This is a genomic window from Streptosporangium minutum, from assembly GCF_002149035.1.
In the GTDB taxonomy this organism is placed as follows: domain Bacteria; phylum Actinomycetota; class Actinomycetes; order Streptosporangiales; family Streptosporangiaceae; genus Streptosporangium; species Streptosporangium minutum.
Genome location: NZ_NGFP01000105.1, coordinates 1 through 18,830, shown reverse-complemented (window position 1 = coordinate 18,830; position 18,830 = coordinate 1). Strand labels below are relative to the sequence as shown.

Sequence of the window (18,830 nt, the reverse complement as noted above, 5' to 3'; positions counted from 1 at the left end):
ACAACCGCCGATCCACAGCCTCCCTGGACCACGTGCCAGATGAATGCCAGAACAGGCGGGGACTCGCCGTCACCAACGTCCGTGGTCGCCTTCTTTCGTTCGGTGCGGAACACGACAGCTCGGGGGCTCGTCGTCACCTCGATGCAGGTGGTGACCCGTTCAGGGCATCGGGTGATCGCCGTGGAGCGCGATGTCGGGCGGCTGGACGTGCGCGGGATCGAGGCGGATCCGGCCGGACCCAGGACGCCGGCCGCCGCCGGGGGAGCGTTGGAGGATGCGGGAGAACTGCAGGACGTGCAGGCGCTGGTGCATTGCGCGGGCATCTCTCCCGTCGAAGCCGTCGCCGAGGCCGCCCCCCGAGACGTGGCGGCGGACGCTGGCGGTGAACGCTGGCGGTGAACGCGGCCTCCGCCGCCGAACTGGCCGATGCTCTAGACGGCAATCCCACACTATGCGAATATGTGTTCGATTTACGAAGATCGTCAGCGGTGGCGGGTCCCGTAGTCATGCCGGGGTGCTCGACTCTCCCCTTCCCCTCCAGAACGGAGTGCCTGTGCGCCCACCAACCTCTGCCCGTGCTCCTCTGTCCCGCCGATTAGTCGCCTGGACCGGGACCCTGCTCCTGGCGGCGGCCCTGCTCGTCACTCACGCGCCCACCGCCGCGACCGCCGCGGCCGCCGCGACCGTCACCGACCTCGGCGTCACCGGGAAGGGCGGAGACGTGGTGGCGCGCAGCAGCAAGGTCTTCGTCGCCGCCGGCGACCAGATCGTGGTCGCGTCCATCGACGGCAAGGTCATCAACATGATCCCCGGCCTGTCCGGTGCTGTCGCCCTGGCCTCGCCGGAGACCGGCAGGAAGGTGTACGCGGCGCTGCGCGATTCGCATGAAGTGATCGAGATCGACACCACCACGCTCGCCATCACCAAGCGCATCGACCTCACCGCGTACCCGTGCCCGTCGAGTCTGGCGCAGGCGTACGACCGGCTGTGGATCGGATTCGGTTGCGGCGAAGCGGGAGAGGGAGGGGTTCTCGGCCTCATTCCGGCGGCGGCGACACCCACCCCCGTCCGGGTCGGGCCGGCCACGACCCAGGCTCCGCTCGTCGCCGTCGCCGGGAACACGCTGGTGGCCGGAGAGCCGGGAGCCAGCCCCGCCACAGTCAAGGTGTACGACATCAGCACCACGCCTGCCACTTCGCGCGGCGAGATCCGCGGAGAGGCGAACGAGCTGCCGGCCCTGCGGGATCTCGCACTCGCCGAGTACGGATCGGCGGCGCTGTCGGCGTTGGACGATACCCGCCGGTTCGACGCCTGGGACACGACAGCCCTGACTCAGGGCCGCGCCTACGACAGCAGCGGATTCGGCGAGCACGGCCTCCCCACCGCTGTGGCGGCCAGCCCGAACGGCGCCTACGTCGTGGGCGGCTGGAACTCCTCCACGGGCGACGCGGCGGAGCTCGTGGTGTACGACGCGACCACCGCGGAGGTCATCTACACAGCCGCCCACCAGGGGAAGGCGGTGGTGGCGGGCAGCATCGAGTTCTACGGCACGCTCACCTTCGCGGTTTTGAAAGAGCCCGGCACCGGGCGGATGCACCTCTGGCGGCTGCCGCCCTCGCCCTACCACTCCTCCACGCTGACCTTGACGGCTCCCTCCAAGGTGACCGCGCTCAAGCAGTCGACCCTCAGCGGACGACTCACGCTGAGCAGCGGACTGCCACCGGGCGTACAGACGCTCGAACTGTACCGCTGGCTCCCCGACGGCACCTCCAGGCCGTTCCAGGAGATCAGCACGGCGGCGGACGGGACCTACCAGTTCACCGACGCCCCACCGTCCGTCGGGGCGTTCAAATATCAGGTGTACTGGCCGGGCAACTCATGGTTCCGGGGCAGCGGCTCCTCGGTGACCGTCACGGTGGCCTCGTACGAGCCGGCGCTCACCGTGACCGGACCGGCGACGGGCAACGTCGGCGAGCGACTCGACTTCAGCGGCACCTTCGGCGCCGACGGCATCGCCTTCCCGCGGACGATCATCACCGTCTCGCGCAAGGTCGTTGGCCCGGATGGCGCCGTCACCTCGAAGGGCCTGGTGAAGTTGGTCCCCGCCGCCGACGGGTCGTTTAGCTTCTCCGATACGCCGACCACGGCCGGCGAACACACGTACACCGTCAACTTGCTCGGCAACTCGACCATCGAGTCAGCGAGCACCACCCACGTGGTCACCGTCCTCCAGCCGTCCGCGTAGCATCCCGACGCCCGGGTGACGGCGACCCGGCTCGCCGTCACCCGTGCTTTCCCACGCCAAGCGGCTGCAGATCACCAAGGCAGCCATGGGGGTCCGCCTGAGCGCTGGCGGAACGACACCGTCCATCGACGAGATCGCGGCCGCCGCCGACGTGTCCCGCCGCACGGTGTACATGTACTTTCCGAGCCTGGACCATCTGCTGATCGACGCGACCGCTGGCGCGATCAACGAGCCTCCAGTCAAGGAGGCGTGGATGTCGTCCAACAGCGAGACGGCTGCTTGTCCAGCCGGTATGGGCGGTGGGCGGTGCATGACGCTTGATCCGGAAACCTCGGCCAAGGTCACCAGATATCGGCGGCGTTAGGCGCCGCCGGAATGGGAACCGGTTGCCGATCAGGCGCGAATGCCGGTGACGGCCAGCGCGACCATGAGCAGCTACAGCGTCGAGCGGCTGCTGCGCGCCACCGCCCATGGGCTGGCGCCATTCGCCCGGGGCGTCGCAGTGATCCTGCCGCCGCCCTTCCTGCAGGGTATGAAGGACGTGGGCAACGGCGGATACCCCGCGGGCGTCAACCCGATCACCTCGACGGTGTCGACCATGGCCCACATCGTCCACACCTGTGAGGGGCACGGCATCGACGCCAGCCTGATGCGCGCCGCCGGGCGCCTGGCCCGCCGCGCCATCGGGCTGGGGCACGACACCGACGGGTTCATGCGCGTCGCCGAGATCCTCAACCCCCGTTAAGTGGTCGACGACGCGGTGTCGTCCAAGTCCACGTCCACGACGTTCGCGCGCGTCTGCACGCTGAGAGTGCGGGCGGTGGCCACCGTCCGTGGGGTCATAGGGTGCGCAGGAAGCCTTCGAGGATCTCGTTGAAGGCGTCCGGACGCTCCATGTTGGGATAGTGGGCGGTCCCGTCGACCGGGATCGCTCGGCCGTTGGCGACGGTGCGGGCGAGGCGTTCGGCCATGCCGATGTGGTCGGGCGAGTCGACGGAGCCGTTGACCGCCAGCAGGGGGACACCGATCTTGGCGACGCGCTCCCAGGTGTCGCGTACCTGGACAAGCAGGTTGGGTTCGCCGGCGGAGTGCTTGGACATGGTGTCCCTGGTCATCCGGCGCAGGTGGGCGACGAGCCTCGGGTCGAGATCGTCGAGGGTGCGGTACGGGCCCGCGGCGAAGAGCGTGAACGCCTCGACCGAGGCGTCCAGGTCGCCGACGGCCATCGCCGAGTGCCACGCGGTCATGGTCTGGATGGTCCAGGGGTCGGTGAAGTACGGCTCACTGGTCCCGGCGCCGCTGACGACCACGGCGCTGACCAGTTCCGGGTGCTCAAGCGCTGTGTCGACCGCGACGCTTGCCCCCATGGAGACCCCCACCAGGATCGCGGGGCCGGTGCCGAGGTGACGCAGCAGGGCGGCGAGGTCGTCGGTGGGCCGGAACGGCTCGGTGGCGTTGGCCGACCGGCCGTGACCACGGGCGTCGGGTGTGATGACGCGGTACCGGGAGGCGAGGAACGGAATCTGGTCGTTCCACATGCCGTGGTCCAGGAAACCGCCGTGCAGCAGGACGAGGGGCCGGCCGGCGCCGGTGTCGAGCCAGAACAGGTCATTCATGACAACCAGGGTGTCATTATCGACCCATAATGACAACCCGGGTGTCATTATGGGGGGGTGAACGAAAAAGACCGCAACCTGGCGCCCAATGAGCCAGCCGATCGGCTCGCCGAGGTATTCAACCTGGTGGGGCCGTTGTACCGGCGCGCCCAACGCAAGGTGGAGCAGGACGCGCCCGTCGAGGGGCTGTCCGTCGGGGTACGGGCTGTGCTCAACATGCTCTGCGAGCACGGGCCCATGACCGTCCCCCAGATGGGCCGGGCCCAGGCGCTGAGCCGCCAGTTCGTGCAGCGCATGATCAACGACGCCGCCGCGCGGAACCTGGTTGAGTCCGTCCCTAACCCGGCACACAAGAGGTCCTCGCTCATCCGGCTGACCGAGGAGGGCCGGGCCGCCATCATCGCCGTGATCGACCGCGAGCGCGCGGTGCTACGCCAGGCCGGCGGCGATCTGAGCGACACCGAGATCGACACCTGCATCCGGGTGCTCTCGCGCCTCCTCCGGTTCCTCGACCATGTCGACGTGGACCAAGAGCCGCTAACAGAATGATCTCTGTTGTGGGCAGATGAAGCCCCTCGCGGAGATGAGCGAACGGGAGTACTTCGTAGGCGTCGGCCAACACCCCGGAATCTTCGTCGGCAACAGTTCCTTCCACACGATCACCGCGTTCCTGAACGGCTATGACCAAAGCGCGATCTGACACGGTGGGCAGGGTCTCGCCGACTGGCCGGAGTGGCTCGTCGCCCGCCGGGGCCGCGATTGCAACCACGTCTGGCCGGGCCAAGTCCTGCACATCGCGCTCCCAGACGGCTGGAACACGTACTGGGACCTGCCACCCGACGACGACAGGCACGCGATCAAGGTCCTTCTCCGACTCCTCGACGGGTTCGCAGCCGAACGCGAAGCAACACAGACGCATCAACCGCATCAACTCTGAACGGAACGCCAAGACCGGCCTTGGTTCGGAGAAGCCTGCATCCGATGTCCGATGCTGCAGGTCAACCCGAGGATGCTGCCCGACTCGCGGAGATCGAGACAGAACTGATCCTCCGCCGCAAGTGAGCCGAGGAAGAGCAGTGGCTCAGCGAGATCGAAGGCATCGACATGACCCTGACCTTCGTCCGCACCAAACGAACCGACGCAGCCCGCCTGACACGCCGGGCACCTGTCTCCCTCGGCATCCCAACCACCCGCCACGATAAGGGACTTGCGATGAAAGCGTGAGGTGTCCCCCTCGGCTCGGGGCCTGATGGGTGACCCGCAGCCGCATGCCGAGTCGTACGCCGTGACCCGCCCGGACCCCGGACGGCCAGTGGCCACCGCTCCCTGGGCCGCGCGACCCGCGACAGGGCAGGACTCCCGCCCTGCCGCGGCCTGCCCTCCGGGTACCCATCCAGAGATAGGGACTGGACTGCGTAGTTCTACTGATGCCGCCCGTGACAGAGTGGCAAGATTCGTTGGATCGCCTTCGCTGTGCTGCGGCCCGCGACACAGCGACCGGGATCGGACAGAACGCGAGGAGTCAGGTGTCTTTCGAACAGTGGAGCACACGTTGGGAATCAGTACCGCTGTCCGAGGCAGTAGAGCGCTACGACATCTGCAAAGCCAGCGACAACCACGTGGAGGACCTGGAAGGACTCTTCGGGGACGAACCAGAGTGCTTCTTCGTTCACCAGGGTGACCTCACCGTAGACGGGCCTTTGTCGATAGGGAACGATCCTGGTCTGGCGCAGGACACCGTTTACGTCATCGATGGCGACCTGACAGTCAACGGGCCGATGCGCTTTTTGAACGCAGACGTCTACACGCCGCTTTATATCACCGGCTCGGTCACCGCGCAGCACCTGATATGCCTCATGGACAGCAATCTGTTCATCGGCGGCTCGCTCACCGTCGGGGGCCTGCTGATGACAGAACTCTCCGACGCGGGAATGTTCGTCGTACACGGTGCCGCATCTGCGGGCGCGTGGCTCGAAACATGGGACAGAGGCGACGTCACCTTTGTCGATGACCTGAAGGCCCGTCGGCTGCGTGTGTCCAAGAGCGACTACCTCGAACACTCCGACGCGAACGATGCGGCTGACATCCTGTTGCCCGAGTTCCTGGACGGCGACACTGAAGATGCCTCGGAAAAGATCTGGGAAGCCGCGCTTGAAGGACGTCCCCTGCTGCGCCCCTGATTTCCTGCCGGTTTGATCGGCAGCCGCGGATGAGTACAACTGGGTGAAGCCTGTCTGCGCGAGCGGGAGATGGTGTGCCTGGAGGAGCCCAGCGCCCGCGCCGCGGCGGCGAAGTCAGCCAGATCCCTCCTGACCTGCTCTGATGCGAGAGTGCCGCAGCGCCTGCTGCGCACAGCACGCTGGGACGCCGTCCGCGACGACGTACGCTCCTACGTGATCGAGCACTTCGGCGGCGGCGGCGTTCTCATCGTCGATGAGACCGGGCTGGCCCTCGAACCGCCGTAACGCCCAGCTTTCATCCTCAGCATGTGCGAGCACTGCTGGCCGACCTCAGTCGGAAGAACCGGAGGCGCTCGCCAAGGCGCCTAACGGGCAGCGGCGAGAACGAAGATCTACCGGCAGCGCGGATCGCGACCTGTGGCCGTTCCACTCCAGCGGCTATTGGCACCCGGGAGGTTGTGCGGGTTTCGTCGAGTTTCCGTGCACTCCGCGGTTACGGCACCGCGGTGCTGTCATGATCTCGATGGCACCTCACCGATGGGATCCGCGATGCCTCCTCGCTCGCTCATGCTGCTGGCCGTCTCGCTCGGCGCGGGCGGCCTCGCAGCTCTGGTGTACTTCCACGACTCCGACCTGGTGCTCTTGAGGGAACATCTGAACCATCCGTTCGCGCTCGGTGTGCTGGCCTGCCTCCTGATGGCGTTGGCCGCCGTCGGGCTCCGATGGATGTGGCTACGCGTCGTGATCGTCGTCCTTGCCGGGCTGGGCGCGAGTGCCGCACTGTTCGGGGGGTGGGTCGCCCTTACGTTCGCCTCTACCGAGGAGGTCGGCTCCGTCGACGGACCGGCCCCGTACAGGATCCGGCTCCAGCAGTCGCTGGCGGGTCTCGGGCCGGACATGGTGATGTGGCTCAGCGTCCGCAGGGACGGCGGGTTGCTCAGCAAGGAGTGGGATCTCGGCTGCTTCAACGACGACGTCCCCGACGACGCCTTCGACTCGGTCAAGTGGACAGGGCCGAGTTCGGTTGAGATCCGGGTGGCCGACGGGCGAACCTTCCCCGTAGCCTTGGATCCCGCCACGGGCCGGCCCCAGACCACCGCCGCCCTCAATTGTTGACAGCGGCCGCGTCGCGCAGACCATTCTGGTCGCGCTCATGGTCTGCGTCGCCAACCTGCACATCCTTGCTTCGTGGCGGCAGACCACCGACCGGCAGACCACCGACCGGCAGACCACCGACCGGCAGACCGTCGCGCGCACCACAGCCGCTCCCGCCTCCAGCCAGAACACCTCCCCGCTGCCACTCACGCACAGCAGGCCACCACCGCTTGGCCGCTCCCTCGCGCAGCATCCGGCGAGCGGCCGTGGGATGGGCGTCGCCGAGGTGCAGTGCGATGTTCGGGTACGACTCGCGCAGGGCCACGGCGCCGGGGGACCAGGACGCTCAGAGCGGAGCTGAAGGCGGTGAGTCGGACCCGGCAGGTCCGCATCCCGACCTGGGCGGCCGGGTCGGCGCCGGTGGCGTCGACCCGGCCGACGATCTCTGCGGCGCGGCGGGCGAGCAGTTCGCCTCCGGGGTGAGCCGGAACTGTTCCGCACCCGCGAGTTCACGCTGCTGTTCACCGCCTCGTGCGCCCAGGTCGCCTCGACCACGCTGAACGGCCTCGCGCTCGCCCCCCTGGTGTACGCCCGCACGGACGTCGCTCTGTCGGACCAGCTCGGCTGACGGTCCCACGTCGGTTGAATCGCGCAGGCCTACCTCAGATCACGCGCGTAACAGGTGAAATCGGGGCCGTCCGGGTCCGGAAGCAGGAGCCAGAAATCAGCACGCTTCCCAATGTCGAGAACGTGGTGCCGGCTCCGTCCCAGGTACACCAGTGGCCACAACGGGCCACGCGACGAAGACGAAGAAGGAGAACCACCATGACGCTCCAGCGGATGGACAACGTCGGCATTGTCGTCGACGACCTTGAGGCCGCCATTGCGTTCTTCGTAGAACTCGGCATGGAGCTGGAGGGCGAAGCGCAGATCGAGGGCCTTTGGGCGGACCGCACCGTCGGACTCGACGGCGTCCGCTGCGACATCGCGATGATGCGGACCCCAGACGGCCACGGCCGGCTGGAACTGGCGAAATACCGCACCCCCGCGGCGATCGGCGCCAGACCGCATAACCCGCCGCACAACACGCTGGGCATGCATCGCGTCATGTTCGCCGTCGACGACATCGAGGATGTCGTTTCCCGCCTGCGCACTCACGGCGCCGAACTCGTCGGTGAGCTGGCCCAGTACGAGGACAGCTACCGGCTCTGCTACGTCCGCGGCCCCGAGGGGATCATCGTCGCGCTGGCCGAGCAGCTCAGCTAACAGCCCGTCGCGGCCGATCTGCGACCAACCAGAACGATCCGCTGGACGGACCAAGAAAACGACAATGAGCTCTTCCGCGTAATGGGTCATGACGTTGCGTAATGTTAAGGTCAGGTGTGCCCCCTGGTGGGAGCCAAGTCCTCATCAGCCTGACCGTACGTCGTCTGACATTCGGTAGCCCGGGGTGCGAGGTACGGACGTTCGCCGAGCCGATCAGTGGTCTGGCCAGGCGACATGCTCGCAGCGCCGCCCTGCTGCGGCGCATGCCGGAGCGGCTCGCGCTGGCCGGGCGGGCCGGTTCCCGGTTCCCGGTTGCTGGGCCTGCCGGCGTCACGGGATAGCGATGGGGACCTGCTTCCACAGCAACCGAAGTCCGTGCCTGCTTGCTCACCCAGCCGACCTCGCACCCGTCACCCCCGCGAACCGGACATCACGTCCTTTATCGCCACTACGCAAAGAGCCATGGGACGCTCCGGCTCCCGGGGTGATCGGCAGGACCAGAACCGGAGCCGGCTGAGCTCGGGGCCCTGATCCTGGCGCCACGCGGCGTGCGGGCTCAGCTCACCTCAGCTCTGAGGACAGCAGGCCCATCATGAGGTAGTCGTATCGCTTTCCTCCCGTACGGAACGCCTCTCTACGCCTGCCTTCCTCGACGAAACCGACCTTCCTGTACGCCTGCACCGCCGCAACGTTGTCCGCGACCACCCACAGCATCACACGATGCAAGCCCATCTCCTCGAATGCGTACCGGCAGATCACCCGGACAGCATCCCTCCCGTATCCGCCACCCCAATGGTCACGCTCACCGATGGCGACGCTCTGCAGGGTGGCTTCTCCATGGACGAAGTCAGTCTCACCAAGGGCGACGTATCCGATCAACTTCTGACCATCGAGCGTCTCGATACCAAGCGCCATCTGTTCGAACTCGAACACGGCCGACACACCTGACCGAAGATTACGCAACGTCATGACCCATTACGCGGAAGAGCACAATGAAAGAGATGACCGTGCAACCGAACGAAATCACCGAGGTTCTGAACCGACCGATCAGCCAGGAACTGCTGGCCCGCGACCTGACCCGCTTGGCCTACGTCGCCAAGGACGGCACACCCCGCAATGTCCCGATCGCGTTCACCTGGAACGGCTCGGAGATCGTCATGTGCACTACGAAGAACGCACCGAAGCTCCCGGCCCTGCGCAACAACCCGACGGTTGCCCTGACGATCGACACCGAGGTGCACCCGCCCAAGATCTTGCTCATCCGCGGCCGGGCCGAGCTGGACTTCGTCGATGGCATCCCGGACGAATATCTCCAGGCGACCAGCACCTACGAGATGACGCCCGAGCAACGGGTCGAGTGGGAGGCGGAGGTGTGTTCCCTCTACCACGACGGCATGGTCCGGATCGTCGTGACCCCGACGTGGGCGAAGCTGATCGACTTCGAGACGACTCTGCCGAGCGCGGTCGAGGAGCTGGTCCGGCAGCGGGAGGAGCGTCAGCGCGGCTGAGCGGCGGGCGGTCGCTCGCATGGGGTGGATTGCCCACGCCGTATCCCCACCGCGGTACTCGGAGTCTGTGCAGTCCGCAAGGAAATGTCGCGGTGGGATGTCGAGAACCCGCGCGTGGTTTCGTCCCCGCGGTGAACACGGCCACGATGGGCGTGCTGTACGGAGGAGAACATGATGGTCAAGTACCTGGTGCTCACGCACTACCGGCGCCCAGGCCAAGGACTACCGGCCGTACGCCGACGAGCAGGGGGAGTACGGCGAGAAGCTCAACGACCTCACCGAGTTCGTCGCCTCGTCGAAGCTGGATGACGCCCCCTGGGGTGACTTTCCCGCCGCGACCGTGACGCGCGACCCGGCCGCCACCATCCGGGAGCTCAAGGAGCAGAGCGGCAATGACATCTGGCTGTGGGGGAGCTTGAAACTCATGCACTCCCTGCTGGACGCCGGCGTCGTCGACGAGATCACCCTGCTCGTCTGCCCGGCGTTACGCCGCAGGGGAACGCGGATTTTCGAGGATCGGCAAGACCTGAAGCTGATCGAGGCCACCTCGTTCGAAAGCGGCGTGGTAGTCCTGCGCTACGTGATCAAGAAATAAGCGAAAGTCCGCGTTTTCGAAGAATCGCACGCCGGCGATGCTATTCGTTTTGGGCATCGGCTGGCGTCCGCTCTTCCGCTACCGGCTTCCGGCCGTCCGGTGAACCCACGAAGGTCCGTAGGGCGCCGACGTACAGCTCCGGCTGCTGCGGCGGAACACCTTCCTGCGGGAATGTGCGTCGCAGGCGAGATCAGGTTCACGCCGTCGAGCCGGGCGACAGGCCCGCAACTGATGTTCGGCCTCAGCAGCCGCGACGTCCGCGACCGGTTCGAGGTCAGCAGCAGGAAGACGGGGATGCCAAGGGTCCCGAAGCTGGTGCTGTCGACGATCGCCAGCGCGGCGAGGGCCAGCAGGCTGATGGTCATGTACCGATCATGTTGACCCAGCGGGGCGGTTTTCTCCTCCATCTGGTTGAACCGGGTGCACATCCTTCTGTTGACTGTTTCTGGAGGCGGGCCCAGAAGCACTCTCCCAAGATTGAGCAACCCGCCTCTGACCGGTCGAAACACAACCACTCCGCTCGTGGCGACGCTCGAGGCCGTGCACTCCCGCATGCGTAGTCAGCAGTCAGACAAGCAAGGCAGCACGTACCAGCCACCCGAGGGCAGCTCGGCCCACCGCTTCCGTGGCGCGCACAGAACGGCCTGGCCCGAAGTCGGTTCCGGGAACCTACTCGTGCAGTGTCTCGCGCAGGAACGAGATGATCAGTTCGGTGACCTCGGCCGGCCGTTCCATGTTCGGCAGGTGGCCTGCCCAGGGCAGCTCGACGTGGCGCGCGGCGGGCAGGACGGCTTCGGGCTGCCGGAAGTCAGCCAGATCGTACGCGCCCGACACGGCCAGGCACGGCATCTTGATATCCGCCGGATCGACCTCGGTCTCGACCGGCCCGGCGAGCCCGTCAGCCGATTGCAGCTCGTAGGCACGCAACTGCATCTCACGCACCGCCTGATGGGCGTCCTCACCAGCGTCGGGCCCCAGCCAACTCTCGGCCATCAGCCGCGCGCCCCCTGCGAGATCACCCGCCTCGATCAGCGCCTCCTCGCGCTCTTCCAGCGCGCGTAGCTCAGCGCTCTGTTCGCGCCCGGGCAGAGCGGCGGCGAGGAGAACCAGCGACTCCACTCGCTCGGGACGGCTCGCGGCGACCCGCAACGCCACCTTCCCGCCGTAGGAACCGCCGACCAGCGACGCCCGGTCGATGCTCAGGCCGTCCAGGAGAGCCAGCACATCCTCGCAATCACTGTACGGCTCGGCAGGCAGCGGGCTCTGCCCGTAACCGCGCAGGTCGCAACGGATCACTTGGAATCCGGCATCGATCAGCGGTTGCCACTGATCGTTCCACATCCGCCGGTCGCACACCCCGGCGTGCAGGAGGAGCACCACCGGCCCATCGCCGCCAATGTCATAAGCAATCGTCATCGGGCAGATGCTACCAAGCCTGCAACCTGCTGCTGCGGCTCCACTCCTTCACCCTCCGCTCACGCCGGCCTGGGCCGACTCCGCCTACTCCAGCGATCTGGCCGACAGGTCGACAGGTCGACAGGTCGAAGCAAAGCCTGCGCCTGACCCGGCCCTCCGCTTGCGCCGCGCGCACGCGACGGCGGCTGGTTTCGGGTGCATCGCCGTCGGCATGATCGCGTTCACCGGCGGGAACGAGATGACGGCCGCCGCCGGGATTCTCGTCATCGACGCGGGCAACTCCGGTGCTCTTGACGGCCCGGCGTACTTCAACAGGCCCGGACCTCGCGTGGTGCGAGGGGCGGAGGTCCTCGTCCAGGTGTTCCACGAGGTATGCGCCGGTGCCCCCGTCGAACGCGGGGCGGCTCACCGGGCCTGACGGGTGTGTGCGCTTTGTCGTTGATGGGTGGTGTGCGAGCATGGTCGACGTAGGCGAGCGCGGAACGAGGAAGCCGGTGTGAATCCGGCGCGGTCCCGCCACTGTGATCGGCGAGCGAATCCCGAACGAGCCACTGCCCGGACAACGGGTGGGAAGGCCGGGACGAGCCTCGACCCGAGAGCCAGGAGACTCACGCGGTCGCCTCCTCGATGAACTGGGGCGGATTTCCCCGGAGAGGAGTGGGCTCTCGTGCCCGTCGAGCCGGTGGTCGCGCCGAGAAGCCCTGTGGCATTCCCTCTTTCAGATCCGCCCCGTTGTGCAGATTCCGTGAGAGGAACACTTCATGACGGGCAGACGCCCCACCTCCCTCCTGCTCGCCCTCCTGGTATCCGGAGTTCTGGCCGCCTGCGGCGGCGCCCCGGCTGAGAACGTCCCGGCTCCCGCTCCGGCGGCCTCCGCGCCCGCGGGCTTCCCGGTCACCCTCGACAACTGCGGCGTGACAAGCACGTACGAGCAGCCACCGCGGCGGGCGATATCCATGAACCAGCACGCCACCGAGGTGATGCTGGCGCTCGGCCTGGAGAAGTCGATGATCGGCACCGCCTACCTCGACGACAAGGTGCTGCCGGAGTATCAGGCGGCCTACGACGCCATCAAGGTGGTTTCGAAGGAGTACCCGGCTTATGAGGCCCTCCTGGCCGAGGAGCCCGACTTCGTCTACGGCGGCTTCGACAGCACCTTCGACGAGAAGGAGGGCCGCAGCCGGGACGCCCTGCAGAAGGCCGGCATCAAGACATATCTGAACGTCGAGGAGTGCGCCGAAGGCGCGGTGTCCATGAGCCTGATGGACACCGAGATCCGCAACGTCGCGAAGATCTTCGGCGTCCCCGACCGGGCCGAACCGCTGATCACCACATTGCGGGCAACCCTCGACGGTGTGAAGACCAAGCTCGGCGACGCCGCCCCGGTCAAGCTGTTCGTCTACGACAGCGGCGACAAGACCGCCTTCACCGCCGGCGGCAAGGGCGTCGGCAACGAGATCATCAAGCTGGCCGGGGCGCAGAACGTGTTCGCCGACGTCGACAAGGTGTGGGGCGACGTGTCGTTCGAGCAGGTCGCCGAGCGCGCGCCCGACTGGATCGTCATCTACGACTACGGTGACCAGTCGGTGGCCGACAAGGAGAGGTTCCTGCTGGCCAACCCGGCGCTGAAGGACGTGCCGGCCATCAAGGACAAGCGGTTCGCGGTGCTGCCGCTGTCGTCGGTGGTACTCGGTGTGCGGGCCCCGGGGGCTGTCGAGGCGCTGGCCCGGCAGCTGCACGCGGACCGCTTCAAGTGATCGAACCGACCGCGGGCGCCGTACTGTCGGCGCGGCGCCCGGGACCGCCCTACCCGGTCATGATCGGCCTGCTCGTGCTCCTGCTCGGGGGAGCGGTCACCGCGGCCATCGCGGCCGGGTCGGTGCCCCTGCCGGCCGGGCAGGTGTGGGGCATCCTGCTCCATAACCTCCATCCCGCCCTGGCCGAACCGACCTGGACCCCCGTACGGGAGACCATCGTGATGGACGTACGGCTGCCGCGGGTCGTCCTGGCGGGGGCGATCGGTGCGGGCCTGTCGGTCTGCGGCATGGCCCTGCAGGCACTGGTGCGCAACCCGCTGGCCGACCCGATGCTGCTGGGGGTCTCCTCCGGCGCCGGCGTCGGGGCGGTGACCGTGGTGGTGTTCGGCCTGAGCGTGTTCGGCGCGTTCAGCCTGCCGATCGCGGCCTTCCTCGGGGCGCTGGCCGCATTGGTGGCGGTCTACTTCCTGGCCCGCTCGGGCGGGCGCATGACGACGGTGCGGCTGGTGCTGGCCGGGGTGGCCATGGCCGAGGTGCTGTCGGCCGTGGCCAGCTTCCTGGTGGTGACCTCCAACGACCCGCACAAGACGCAGGCGGCGGTGCGCTGGATGCTGGGCGGCCTGGCCGGCACCACCTGGACGGTGGTGTGGATCCCGGCGGCGGCCGTCCTGCTGGGGACCGTCGCGCTGATCGGGGTGTCTCGGCCGCTGAACCTGCTGCTGGCGGGGGAGGAGGCCGCGGCCTCGCTCGGGCTGGACGTGCACCGCTTCCGGTCGGCGCTGTTCGTGCTGGTCGCCATGATGATCGGCACGACCGTCGCGGTCAGCGGGGCCATCGGTTTCGTGGGACTGATCATGCCGCACGTCGTCCGGCTGCTGATCGGCGCCGACCACCGCCGGGCGCTCCCGGCGACGGCGCTGCTCGGCGCGGCCTTCCTCATCGTGGCCGACCTGACCGCCCGCACCCTGATCGCGCCGGAGGAGATCCCGGTGGGCATCATCACCGCGCTGGTCGGCGGGCCGTTCTTCCTGTGGTTGATGCGGAGGCGCTCCAAGTGACACTGACCGTGGAGAATGTGTCGGTCCGCATCGGCGGCCGCGACCTGGTTCGCCAGGTCTCGTTGGAGGTCGCCGAGGGGGAGATGCTCGCCCTGGCCGGACCCAACGGCGCGGGCAAAACGACGCTGCTGCGCACCCTCTACCGGGCGCGGAGGCCGACCCGCGGCCGGGTGCTGCTTGACGGCGAGGACGTGTGGCGCATGCCGGCTGGCCGGCTGGCCCGCCGGCTGGCCGCGGTCCTCCAAGAAAGCGGCGGTGATTTCGAGCTGTCGGTGTACGACGTCGTCGCCATGGGCCGCACCCCGCACAAACGGGCCTTCGACGGCGACAACGCGGCGGACAAGGCGATCATCGCCGATGCGCTGGGTCGGCTCGACGTGGCCGGACTGGCGCATGCGCCCTTCGACCGGCTGTCGGGCGGGGAGAAGCAGCGGGTGCTGATCGCGCGGGCGCTGGCCCAGCGACCGACCACGATGGTGCTGGACGAGCCGACCAACCACCTGGACCTGCGCCACCAGCTCGACGCGCTGAACCTGGTGCGCGGCCTCGGCGTCACCGCGGTGGTCGCCCTGCACGACCTCAACATGGCCGCCGCGTTCTGCGACCGCATCTGCGTCATGGACGCCGGCCGCATCGTCGCTCTCGGCGCCCCCGCCGACGTGCTGACCCCCGCTCTGCTCGCCGAGGTCTACCGGGTCGACGCCGAGGTGGTGATCCACCCGCGGACAGGGGTGCCGCAGGTGAGCCTCCGAACCGGAGGGAGCCGCGTCACGAACTGACCCCCCCATTTTACGAAAAGTCGGATCCGCCCTCCCGCTTGTTTACCGTGCGACTTTCACGAATGGAGCTTCGGCGTAATGGAATCGGCATCGACCGAATCGATTCGGACGGCCCTCGGAGCGGTCGCCGGATTCGGCTCGTTCTTTTCTCTGCGCGTCGGCGGCGACCCGGCCGGGTGGCACGACGTGAAATCCGACTACGGACGCGGTTTCGCTGACCTGGTGGAGGCGACGGCCGCCAGGTACGGCACCCGCGAACTACGCATCGGCGCCTCGATCGCCCAGCTCGGCCACGCCGCGCGGCTCTGGTCGCCGCTCCTGGGCACCGTGCTCACCCACGCGGTGGTGCCCGACCTGACCCGCCTGGACCGCGCCGACGACGGCCCGAATCTCCGCCTGCCCGCCCCCGCTGGATGGCGCTACGAATCACCGGATCAGCTCTACGACCTGGTGGTTCGCCATCATCTGGAACCGCTGGCGGCCGGCCTGCGGGTGAAGGTCGCCCCCGGCCTGCTGTACGGCAACGCCGCCTCCGCCCTGGCCGAGGCCGGTCGCGCGATAGCGGCCATCCGCCCGGACCTGGCCGAGCCCGCCGCCGACCTGGTCGCCGACCTGCTGGCTCGCGGCCACTTGGCGGGGAAAGGGGCGCTCATCTCCCCTGAGCCGGCCTTCCGGCGCACCACGTGCTGCCTTTATTACCGGGTGCCGGACGGTTCCAAATGCGATGACTGCGCACTGAGGTGATCTCAGCGACTTTTAAATGAGTCTGCTGTGCTCGAAATGGGCGAGGACAAGTACGGCGCGGGCGATGTCACCGATCTTGCTGGGGCTGACGGTGATGCGCTGCAGGGTGCGCCAGCGTTGCGTGAGGAGAGCGAAGCCGCGTTCGCCCAGGCAGCGCAGGGCGCGTAGCAGCATGTCGCGGATGCGGGTGGCGACATCGAAGACGTTGCCGTCGGTGGGTTGACGGACGGGGATGCACAGGCCGATCCTGGCGACGTCGTAGCTGGGATCGGCATTCCGGCGGGAGCCTGCCTCGTCATCGCAATCATGGTGTGGTCACGGTGGCATGTCACCGCCGGTCGCCGCCGGGCCGATCGGATGATGGATTTACCGCTGACGTCGGGTCCTTCACCCGCGACGCCCGGCAGACGGCCGATGATTTCCGGATTCACCTGCTCGGCCGGGACGAACTCGACCGGTGAGCCACCGGCCAGGTGTCGCTTCTACGGGTTTTGGGGCTGACCACCCCGCTGCGGCTCTACATCAGCGAACCCGAACCGGCCCCCACCATTCACCCGGCCGATGAACTCCGTGCCCAGCTTGTCCAGGCCGTCGCGGCCATCGAAGTACTTCTGCAGCGCTGGTACGAACCTCCCCAGGGGGCGGCTTTGCACCTGTCGACGCCGGCGCAGCAGCTTCTGTCCCTCATCGCGCAGCACGGCGGCATCACCCCGGCCGACGCCTACCGCACCCTGTGCGCCCAGGGATTGTTTCGCGCAATCGACGCACCAACGTTCGCCGCCCTGCTGCGCGACCTCGGCGCGGGACGGCTCATCCGCCAGAAAAGCGACGGCCTGCTGCTGCACGGAGAGGTGGGGGAGCGGCTGGTCAACCATTACACCTTCTACGCCGCCTTCGCCGTACCGACTGAGTACCGCACCGTCACAGCAGGGCGGGCACTTGGCAGCCTTCCGCTGGAGAACTCCCCGCCCGAGGGGCGCTGCTCATCTTCGCCGGCGGATCTTGACCATCGACACCCACACGAAGATCATCGACGTCGCCCGCTACGGTGTCGCCCTGCTGCTCTGCGCCACCCCGCCGCAGATGGCCGCGGACCTGCTGGACGGCCTGGCCGCATCCGGCCTCCCCGACGCCGCTGACCTGGCGAGCCTGATCCCCAACAAGAGAATCGACAAATACGACGACGTCATCGGCGAGAACCTGCTGACGCGCTCCTACGCCGCCCGCAAGCTCGACGTCTCCGGCACCGAGCAGGCCATCGCCCGATGTCGGGGATCACACCTGCGCCTCATCGGCGAGGTTGCCAATCGGATCTAGGACGGCTTATCTATATGGACGCGAAGATTATTGATCTACATTGTAAAGGCGTTCGGCGAAATTCAAGATCATTTACAATGGACTAAAGACTCCTCCACAACAAACAAGGCTTACGGCAGCGCGGCCGCGCCGACACCCTGGCCACCCAGCTCGCCGCAGCCCAGGACGACGACTGCCGGGTCCGCGCCCAGACCGACGCGACGCGTACTGGCCCCGGGGGAGGATCCGGCCGGATTTTGGCGCTAGAGAGACGGTCTTGACGACGATTCGGTGACGACGGCTGTTTGCCCTGGTCGTTGGAGAAGATGACCGCGACGATCCGCACCGGGATCAATACCGGTCTGTTCAGCATGGTCGCGGGCCGGGTGGACGCGGCGGCGCGGGCGCGACTGGCCCGGCTGCTGCTGGTGGATCCGGTCAGCCGGCGCAGCGAGTTCGACAAGCTGAAGGACGTGGCCCAAGCCGTCTCGCTGACCAAGTTCAAAACGCGGCTGGAGTTCCTGTGCGAGCTGGACGCGCTGGGACCGACCGAGCAGTGGCTGGAGGGCGTGCCATCGGGCAAGGTGGCACATTTCACCGGGGAGGCGAAGGTCACCGATGTGGCCGACCTGCGCAAGGTGCCGGCAGAGGACAAGCGGCTCACGCTGATCATCAGCCTGCTGCACACCGTGCGGACCAGCACCCGCGATGAGGTGGTGACCATGTCCTGCAAGCGCATGGCCGCCATCCACAAGAAGGGCCGCGACCAGTTGGAGGCGTTGTGCGAGGCGCACCGGGCCGAATCCGCGCGGCTGCCGGGCGTGTTCGGTGAGGTGCTGTCGGCGGTGCGCGAAGCGGTGGCCCCACCCGGCGCCACCGGAGCCCAGGAACGCCCGGCGATCACCATCCCGCTGTTCCTGGTGCTCGGCACGCTAATCATCTCGAAGTCGTGCGTGTCCTCCACCAGGACCAAGCCCGGCGTGTGAGGGCCGAGCAGGATACCGGCGCGCATGAACGGCGGGATGGGGCGGCAGGCCGATCCGGCTGCTGAGACGAGCCAGGACAGCGGCTGCCAGAAAGGCGCCGCCCATGGCGAGCAGAGTGTCAGCATGTCCCACCGGTCACTGCCTTCCGCGGCGCGGAGGGTCCAGTGTGTCGCAACCGACCGGAACGGATGGGCCGTCGTTTCCCGGGCAGCTCGGGCACTGATGATCGCTTCGATTGGCGCCGCCGCGCTGCCGTAAGCCTTGTTTGTTGTGGAGGAGTCTTTAGTCC

General features: G+C 67.6%; 26 protein-coding genes and 1 riboswitch. Of the genes, 21 read left to right on the top strand and 5 right to left on the bottom strand.

Translation table 11 applies throughout. The annotated features are described in order from the left end of the window. Positions 1-141: 141 nt before the first annotated feature. From CA984_RS46380 to CA984_RS22405, 4 genes are all read left to right on the top strand, one after another. Positions 142-399 (top strand): hypothetical protein, encoded by a 258-nt coding sequence (locus tag CA984_RS46380; RefSeq protein WP_165781364.1) that lies wholly within the window; start codon positions 142-144, stop codon positions 397-399. Positions 400-553: 154 nt separating this feature from the next. After that, positions 554-2,245, top strand: coding sequence for a YncE family protein (locus CA984_RS22415; RefSeq protein WP_086575529.1), 1,692 nt, complete (start codon positions 554-556; stop codon positions 2,243-2,245). Positions 2,246-2,288: 43 nt separating this feature from the next. After that, positions 2,289-2,609, top strand: coding sequence for a TetR/AcrR family transcriptional regulator (locus CA984_RS22410; RefSeq protein ID WP_207620986.1), 321 nt, complete (start codon positions 2,289-2,291; stop codon positions 2,607-2,609). Between the two features lie 39 nt (positions 2,610-2,648). Next, complete coding sequence (locus CA984_RS22405; RefSeq protein ID WP_086575526.1) at positions 2,649-2,990, top strand: imine reductase family protein; 342 nt, start codon at positions 2,649-2,651, stop codon at positions 2,988-2,990. 94 nt (positions 2,991-3,084) lie between these two features. Here CA984_RS22405 and CA984_RS22400 read toward each other — a convergent pair whose 3' ends face one another. After that, positions 3,085-3,861, bottom strand: coding sequence for an alpha/beta fold hydrolase (locus tag CA984_RS22400; RefSeq protein ID WP_086575524.1), 777 nt, complete (start codon positions 3,859-3,861; stop codon positions 3,085-3,087). Positions 3,862-3,918: 57 nt separating this feature from the next. Here CA984_RS22400 and CA984_RS22395 point away from each other — a divergent pair, with 57 nt between their 5' ends. From CA984_RS22395 to CA984_RS22370, 7 genes are all read left to right on the top strand, one after another. Then, on the top strand, positions 3,919-4,410 hold the full coding sequence (locus tag CA984_RS22395; protein WP_086575522.1) for a MarR family winged helix-turn-helix transcriptional regulator: 492 nt from the start codon (positions 3,919-3,921) through the stop codon (positions 4,408-4,410). A 16-nt stretch (positions 4,411-4,426) separates the two neighbouring features. Beyond that, a complete protein-coding gene (locus tag CA984_RS48785; protein ID WP_278249056.1) occupies positions 4,427-4,561 on the top strand; it encodes a hypothetical protein in 135 nt (44 codons plus the stop codon). A gap of 826 nt (positions 4,562-5,387) precedes the next feature. Beyond that, the gene (locus CA984_RS22380) at positions 5,388-6,041 is read left to right on the top strand and encodes a hypothetical protein (RefSeq protein WP_086575519.1); all 654 of its coding nucleotides are present in this window, start codon (positions 5,388-5,390) and stop codon (positions 6,039-6,041) included. A gap of 150 nt (positions 6,042-6,191) precedes the next feature. After that, entirely contained in the window at positions 6,192-6,326 is a 135-nt protein-coding gene (locus CA984_RS48780; RefSeq protein ID WP_278249059.1) for a hypothetical protein, read from the top strand. A 264-nt stretch (positions 6,327-6,590) separates the two neighbouring features. Then, on the top strand, positions 6,591-7,157 hold the full coding sequence (locus tag CA984_RS22375) for a hypothetical protein (protein ID WP_086575517.1): 567 nt from the start codon (positions 6,591-6,593) through the stop codon (positions 7,155-7,157). 37 nt (positions 7,158-7,194) lie between these two features. After that, entirely contained in the window at positions 7,195-7,497 is a 303-nt protein-coding gene (locus CA984_RS45535) for a hypothetical protein (protein WP_133061743.1), read from the top strand. A gap of 479 nt (positions 7,498-7,976) precedes the next feature. Next, positions 7,977-8,402 carry a VOC family protein gene (locus tag CA984_RS22370; RefSeq protein WP_207620989.1) on the top strand — a complete coding sequence of 142 codons (426 nt, stop codon included), beginning with the start codon at positions 7,977-7,979 and terminating at the stop codon, positions 8,400-8,402. A 561-nt stretch (positions 8,403-8,963) separates the two neighbouring features. Here the strand turns inward: CA984_RS22370 and CA984_RS22365 are convergent. Next, positions 8,964-9,335 carry a GNAT family N-acetyltransferase gene (locus CA984_RS22365; protein ID WP_242676106.1) on the bottom strand — a complete coding sequence of 124 codons (372 nt, stop codon included), beginning with the start codon at positions 9,333-9,335 and terminating at the stop codon, positions 8,964-8,966. 68 nt (positions 9,336-9,403) lie between these two features. Here CA984_RS22365 and CA984_RS22360 point away from each other — a divergent pair, with 68 nt between their 5' ends. The 3 genes from CA984_RS22360 to CA984_RS22350 all read left to right on the top strand — a co-directional run bounded on the left by CA984_RS22360 (position 9,404) and on the right by CA984_RS22350 (position 10,886). Beyond that, a complete protein-coding gene (locus tag CA984_RS22360; protein ID WP_242676105.1) occupies positions 9,404-9,910 on the top strand; it encodes a pyridoxamine 5'-phosphate oxidase family protein in 507 nt (168 codons plus the stop codon). Positions 9,911-10,250: 340 nt separating this feature from the next. Then, entirely contained in the window at positions 10,251-10,505 is a 255-nt protein-coding gene (locus CA984_RS22355; RefSeq protein ID WP_242676104.1) for a dihydrofolate reductase family protein, read from the top strand. 171 nt (positions 10,506-10,676) lie between these two features. Continuing rightward, the gene (locus tag CA984_RS22350; protein ID WP_086575510.1) at positions 10,677-10,886 is read left to right on the top strand and encodes a hypothetical protein; all 210 of its coding nucleotides are present in this window, start codon (positions 10,677-10,679) and stop codon (positions 10,884-10,886) included. Positions 10,887-11,174: 288 nt separating this feature from the next. On the opposite strand, the gene CA984_RS22345 is transcribed toward CA984_RS22350, so the two are convergent. Further along, a complete protein-coding gene (locus tag CA984_RS22345) occupies positions 11,175-11,921 on the bottom strand; it encodes an alpha/beta fold hydrolase (protein WP_086575507.1) in 747 nt (248 codons plus the stop codon). Between the two features lie 211 nt (positions 11,922-12,132). On the opposite strand from CA984_RS22345, the gene CA984_RS47280 reads away from it, so the two are divergent. From CA984_RS47280 to CA984_RS22320, 5 genes are all read left to right on the top strand, one after another. After that, complete coding sequence (locus CA984_RS47280; RefSeq protein WP_207620985.1) at positions 12,133-12,339, top strand: hypothetical protein; 207 nt, start codon at positions 12,133-12,135, stop codon at positions 12,337-12,339. A 13-nt stretch (positions 12,340-12,352) separates the two neighbouring features. Then, positions 12,353-12,551, top strand: a riboswitch (cobalamin riboswitch). Between the two features lie 131 nt (positions 12,552-12,682). Next, a complete protein-coding gene (locus tag CA984_RS22335; protein WP_086575501.1) occupies positions 12,683-13,678 on the top strand; it encodes an ABC transporter substrate-binding protein in 996 nt (331 codons plus the stop codon). Positions 13,679-13,737: 59 nt separating this feature from the next. Beyond that, positions 13,738-14,736 (top strand): FecCD family ABC transporter permease, encoded by a 999-nt coding sequence (locus CA984_RS22330; RefSeq protein ID WP_086575541.1) that lies wholly within the window; start codon positions 13,738-13,740, stop codon positions 14,734-14,736. Next, positions 14,733-15,515, top strand: coding sequence for an ABC transporter ATP-binding protein (locus tag CA984_RS22325; RefSeq protein WP_207620984.1), 783 nt, complete (start codon positions 14,733-14,735; stop codon positions 15,513-15,515). The genes CA984_RS22330 and CA984_RS22325 overlap by 4 nt, the downstream gene beginning before the upstream one ends. A 186-nt stretch (positions 15,516-15,701) precedes the next feature. Further along, positions 15,702-16,259, top strand: a complete 558-nt coding sequence (locus tag CA984_RS22320) for a (2Fe-2S)-binding protein (RefSeq protein WP_242676102.1) — start codon at positions 15,702-15,704, stop codon at positions 16,257-16,259. A gap of 12 nt (positions 16,260-16,271) precedes the next feature. Here the strand turns inward: CA984_RS22320 and CA984_RS22315 are convergent, their stop codons facing one another. Both CA984_RS22315 and CA984_RS22310 read right to left on the bottom strand, forming a co-directional pair. Beyond that, on the bottom strand, positions 16,272-16,493 hold the full coding sequence (locus CA984_RS22315; protein WP_242676109.1) for a transposase family protein: 222 nt from the start codon (positions 16,491-16,493) through the stop codon (positions 16,272-16,274). Positions 16,494-16,741: 248 nt separating this feature from the next. Further along, positions 16,742-17,134, bottom strand: coding sequence for a hypothetical protein (locus CA984_RS22310; RefSeq protein ID WP_086575493.1), 393 nt, complete (start codon positions 17,132-17,134; stop codon positions 16,742-16,744). Positions 17,135-17,261: 127 nt separating this feature from the next. On the opposite strand from CA984_RS22310, the gene CA984_RS22305 reads away from it, so the two are divergent. Together CA984_RS22305 and CA984_RS46375 are read left to right on the top strand one after the other, a co-directional pair. After that, complete coding sequence (locus CA984_RS22305; RefSeq protein ID WP_086575490.1) at positions 17,262-17,576, top strand: hypothetical protein; 315 nt, start codon at positions 17,262-17,264, stop codon at positions 17,574-17,576. 305 nt (positions 17,577-17,881) lie between these two features. Then, positions 17,882-18,541, top strand: coding sequence for a hypothetical protein (locus CA984_RS46375; RefSeq protein WP_165781363.1), 660 nt, complete (start codon positions 17,882-17,884; stop codon positions 18,539-18,541). Positions 18,542-18,830: the final 289 nt, after the last annotated feature.